Below are 4,475 nucleotides of genomic sequence, written 5' to 3'. Positions count from 1 at the left end.
TCGCCGCTGCCCGTCTGCGCGCTGATGAAGACGCCGGCCAGGCCGTAGCAGCCGCCCGCGATCACATAGACGAGGAAGCGCACGAACGGCACGCGCACGCCGACGGCTGCCGCTGCATCAGGGTCGCTGCCGACGGCGTAGATGGCGGTGCCAAGGCGGGTGCGCTTCAGCCAGGCCCAGGCGAGCAGCACGCCTCCGACGACGACGAGCGGCATGGGAATCCAGCCCGGAATCGCATCGCCCATGTAGAAGGCGCCGATGGAGGGCGAGACGAAGCCGCCCGGCTTGTCCATCAACAGCAGTGTCACGCCCTGAATGATGAACATGGTGGAGAGTGTGACGACGATCGGCTGCAGCCGGAGGAAGGCGATGAAGATGCCGTTGAAGGCGCCGCACAGCATGCCGATGCCGATGCCCGCGAGGCTCCACAGCAGGACGCTCGCCTCCATGTTGGCGGGGTCCATGCTCTGCGCGAGGAAGACGTTGACGAGCGAGATCACCGCACCTGCCGACAGGTCGAAGCCGCCCGACAGGATGACAATGGTCTGCCCGATCGCCGCCAGGGCCGAGGTGGCGCCGCCGCTCGACATGAAGGAGATGTCGAAATAGGTGAGGGGGCCGGTGTTAATGCCGGCGACGGTGCCGAGCAGCACGGCGAAGACGAGTGCTGCGATCAGCACGCCGCTGTTGGCGGCCAGTGCGCGGCGGACCCAGGGAACGGAGGCGTCATTCATGCGGCCTGCCCCTCGCCGTGGTGGTCATGGCCCAGTGCCGGGCGCATGATGGCGCTTTCGCTCAGCTTCTCGCTGCCGATCTCGGCGGCCACGCGGCCGGCATAGAGAACCAGCACTCGGTCGCACAGATGCACCAGTTCGGGCACCTCGGTCGAATGGAAGAGGATGGAGCCTCCGGCATTGGCGAAGTTGCGCATCATCACATAGAGTTCATGCTTGGTGCCCACGTCGATGCCGCGCGTGGGATCGAACAGCAGCAGGATGCGGCTCTGCGCCACCAGCCATTTCGAGATGGCGATCTTCTGCTGGTTGCCGCCGGAGAAGGCGCCGGCCCTTGTCCACAGCGCGCGCTCATTGACCTCGACCGTGGCGAAGGCCCGCCGGACGGCGGCTTCTTCTTCCTCAATGCGGATCAGCCCGCGTGGCGCGAAGCGGCTGATGACGGGAAGCGAGGCGTTGGTGCGGCCGTCGAGCTTGAGGAACAGACCCTCCGTCTTGCGGTCCTCAGGCACGAGGCCCATCGAGACGCCCGCCGTCATCGCATCGACGGGTGAAGTGATGGCGGTCTTGCGGCCATCGACGAGGATGTCGCCCGACTTCACCTCCGTCATGCCGAAGCAGGCGAGGAAGAGGTCGAGCTGTCCCATGCCCTGCAGGCTCGCGATGCCGAGGATCTCGCCCTTGTGCAGGTCGAAAGAGACGTCCTCCAGCTTGTTGCCGGCCCTGAGGCTGCGCGCCGCGAGAACCGGGGCGCCGAAGCTCGAACGGTCCTTGGGGCGGGGCGGGAACGTCTGGGAGATGCTGCGCCCGACGATCTTCTCGATCACGTCCGAGTCCGAGATCTGGTCGACACCGGTGGTGAGGATGTGGCGTCCGTTGCGCAGGATGGTCAGCGTATCGCAGAAGGCGCGGACCTCGCGCATGCGGTGCGAGATGAAGACGATGGTCTTGCCGGCGGCCTTCAGCCTTGCGATCAGCCCGCCCAGCCAGTCGACGTCCTCGCCCGAGAGCGTCGAGGTCGGCTCGTCGAGAAGCAGGATGCGGGGTTCGCGATAGATCGCGCGGGCGATCTCGATCTTCTGCTGCAGGGCGAGGTCGAGGCGGCCGACCTCCTCGTCTAGGTCGACGTAAAAGCCCAGCTCTTCGAGGTGGCGGTCGATGGCGGCGCGCGCGCTGCGGCGGCGGATCATGCCCGTCACGCCCAAGGGCGCATAGGGCAGCATCATGTTGTCGAGCACGGAGAGATCGCGGATCAGCGTCATCTCCTGGAAAGCGGTCTGGATGCCGCAGCGGTGCGAGGCACGCGGCGAACCGAGGGTTACGGACCGGCCTTCCACCTCGATCGAACCGCTGTCGGGCAGCATCAGGCCGGAGAGAAGCTTGACCAGCGTCGACTTGCCGGCACCATTTTCACCGAGCAGCGCGTGCACGCTGCCTGGGCGGATGTCGAATGACACGTCATCTACGGCAACGGTAGGCCCGAAGGCCTTGCGGATGCCTTTGACGCTGATAGCGGTGGGGGTGTGATCAGGGCTCATGCCATCAGGTCCGGCGTGCATTACGAAAGGTCCGGCAGGGCGGCGGATGCCGTGGCCCTGCCGGCTATTCTTGGATCAGGGCTCAGGCTGGCCGACGAGCGCGGCGTTCAGGCCGATCTCGGGGGTCTCCTCGGAGAAGATCGAGGCGAACCAGCCGGGGTTCGACACGAGCGAGGGCAGGAAGGCGTTGCAGCCGGCCTTCATCTCGTCCCATGTGCCTTCGTTGCAGAGCTTGATCGTCTCGCTGGTGACGATCGGCAGCGGCAGGGTCACGCGCATCGGGACTTCCTTGCCCTCGAGCGCCTGCACGGCCAGCTTCAGCGCGAGCGCGCCGGAGTAGGGGGGGGAAGCGTAGGAGATGCGCGGAGCGCCCAGCGGCGCATAGGGAGAGGCCGCACCTTCGACCTCGGTTCCGATCGGCAGCATCTGGATGCGGCCGCCGTTGGAGCCTTCACCGGCGCAGGGCTTCAGCTCTTCCGGCTTCTTGCCGGCCTCGAGCTGCATGGCATTGGCGGTGTAGCAGCCGACCTGCAGCCACAGACCATCGATCTGGTCCCAGCTCTGGGTGGCAGTGATCTTGGAGAGCTCGGTGCGGGTCACCGCCTGGCTCCACATGCCGACGCCTTCGGCCACGATCTTGATATCCGGATACTTGGCGAAGACGTCCTTCGCGGCCTTGGTGCGCAGCTGGTCGACGGAGGTGCCGGGCACGCCCGTCAGCACGACGATGTTGCCCTTGCCGTTCAGCTTCTTCGCCAGCCATTCGGCGGTGACGCGGCCCGCCTCTTCCTGGTCGATCGAGATGTTGTGCGCGCAGGGCTCGCTGATATCGCCGTCATAGGCGAAGATCTTCACGCCCTTGTCGCAGGCGTTCTTGATGACCTGGTTTAGCGCGGTGGGCGAGATCGGATAGATCACGATCGCATCGGCACCGGCCTGCACCATGGCGTTGATCTGCTGGATCTGGCGCTGGGCATTGGGCCCGGCCACCTGCACCTGCAGGTCCACCTTGTCGGCGAAGCTCTTGTGGGCGGCCATGGCCTTGATCATGTTGGCCGCTTCCGCCTGCCAGTCATTGCCGATGTAGCTCATGCTGAGGAAAATCTTGTATTTTTCGGCGGCGTCGGCAGCTGTCACACCGCTCAGCAGGCCTGCTGCCAGCGCGGTGCCGAGCGCAAATCTTTTCAACCTGGTCGCTAAATTCATGGCTGTACCTCCCATGTGTTGGTGCCAATGCACTCCGCTCGTTATGTCAAGACGGAGAAAGCATATTCAGCACGAATTGATCAAAGATCAAGAGCCTTGTGCGAAAGGCTCGACTGATGCAGTCTCGGCATGGGATAGGGCAACCATGACGCTCACCATGAACAATAAGCCAAGCCGCGTAGCCACGCCGATTTCCCGGGATACGATGCAGGACCGGGTCCACCGCCGGCTGTGCGACATGATCTTGGACGGCGAGATCGAGCCTGGCCAACTGGTGACCATCCAGTCACTTGCGGAAACCTTCGGCGTCAGTCACATGCCAGTGCGTGAGGCACTGAAGCGGCTGCTTGCCGCCAAGGCGCTCACGGTGGTTTCAGGGCGCTCGATCGGCATTCCGCGGCTAAACCGCAGTGCGCTCGAGGACCTTCGCAAGGTGCGCCTGGAAATCGAATCGCTTGCCGCTGTCTGGGCTTGTCGCAACATCGAGCCAGCTGAACTCAACTCGCTCCGTAGGGAATGCCAGAGGCTCGAAACCGCCAATGCTGCCGAGGATGTGCATTCCTACCTCCGGGCAAACCGTGCGTTTCACTTTTCACTCTATAAAGGAGCGCGGTCGGAAGTTTTGCTCTCAGTCATTGAGACGCTCTGGCTGCAGATAAGTCCGTATTTCAGCCTACTTCATGGAGAAGGAAACTATTCGTCTGCTAACATGCAGCATAGCATGATGGTAAGAGCCCTCGAACAGAAAGATGAAGCGGGGGTAGAAAGGGCTATCCGTGCGGATATTGACGCCGCCTATCATCTGTTAATGAAACTTGTTGATTGAGTTGTTTGCGCATACCACTCTAGCAAGAAAGGCTGTGTCGCCCTCGCCATCTTTAGCCCCCTCCGGCCGTCGCCATGCCAGTATGGCCTCTACGGCCTCCGGCCACAACAGCGTCGTGCGCAGAACCGGCTGACATAGAAGGCGTTGATGTTATCGGTCTGTGCGATTTCC

General features: G+C 63.4%; 4 protein-coding genes. 1 reads left to right on the top strand and 3 read right to left on the bottom strand.

What is annotated here, in order from left to right; all coding sequences use genetic code 11:
* The 3 genes from WCJ41_RS20235 to WCJ41_RS20225 all read right to left on the bottom strand — a co-directional run.
* The coding region (locus WCJ41_RS20235; RefSeq protein ID WP_336907645.1) for an ABC transporter permease at window positions 1-734 on the bottom strand (734 nt) is incomplete at its 3' end.
* Window positions 731-2,272 (bottom strand): sugar ABC transporter ATP-binding protein, encoded by a 1,542-nt coding sequence (locus WCJ41_RS20230; RefSeq protein WP_336907644.1) that lies wholly within the window; start codon window positions 2,270-2,272, stop codon window positions 731-733. The genes WCJ41_RS20235 and WCJ41_RS20230, both read right to left, overlap by 4 nt.
* 75 nt (window positions 2,273-2,347) lie before the next feature.
* Window positions 2,348-3,478 (bottom strand): sugar ABC transporter substrate-binding protein, encoded by a 1,131-nt coding sequence (locus WCJ41_RS20225; protein ID WP_336907643.1) that lies wholly within the window; start codon window positions 3,476-3,478, stop codon window positions 2,348-2,350.
* Between the two features lie 145 nt (window positions 3,479-3,623).
* Here WCJ41_RS20225 and WCJ41_RS20220 point away from each other — a divergent pair, with 145 nt between their 5' ends.
* On the top strand, window positions 3,624-4,304 hold the full coding sequence (locus WCJ41_RS20220) for a GntR family transcriptional regulator (RefSeq protein ID WP_336907642.1): 681 nt from the start codon (window positions 3,624-3,626) through the stop codon (window positions 4,302-4,304).
* The last annotated feature ends 171 nt before the right edge of the window (window positions 4,305-4,475 follow it).

Source organism: Aestuariivirga sp. (genome assembly GCF_037139295.1).
Lineage (GTDB): Bacteria > Pseudomonadota > Alphaproteobacteria > Rhizobiales > Aestuariivirgaceae > Aestuariivirga.
Note: the sequence above shows the minus strand (reverse complement) of the source record. Positions and strands in the feature narration are given on the sequence as shown.

What these genes read in the sequence shown, in the direction of transcription:
- WCJ41_RS20230 (WP_336907644.1), bottom strand. Translation starts at nt 2,272, where the DNA reads ATGAGCCCTGATCACACCCCCACCGCTATCAGCGTCAAAGGCATCCGC.
- WCJ41_RS20225 (WP_336907643.1), bottom strand. Translation starts at nt 3,478, where the DNA reads ATGAATTTAGCGACCAGGTTGAAAAGATTTGCGCTCGGCACCGCGCTG.
- WCJ41_RS20220 (WP_336907642.1), top strand. Translation starts at nt 3,624, where the DNA reads ATGACGCTCACCATGAACAATAAGCCAAGCCGCGTAGCCACGCCGATT.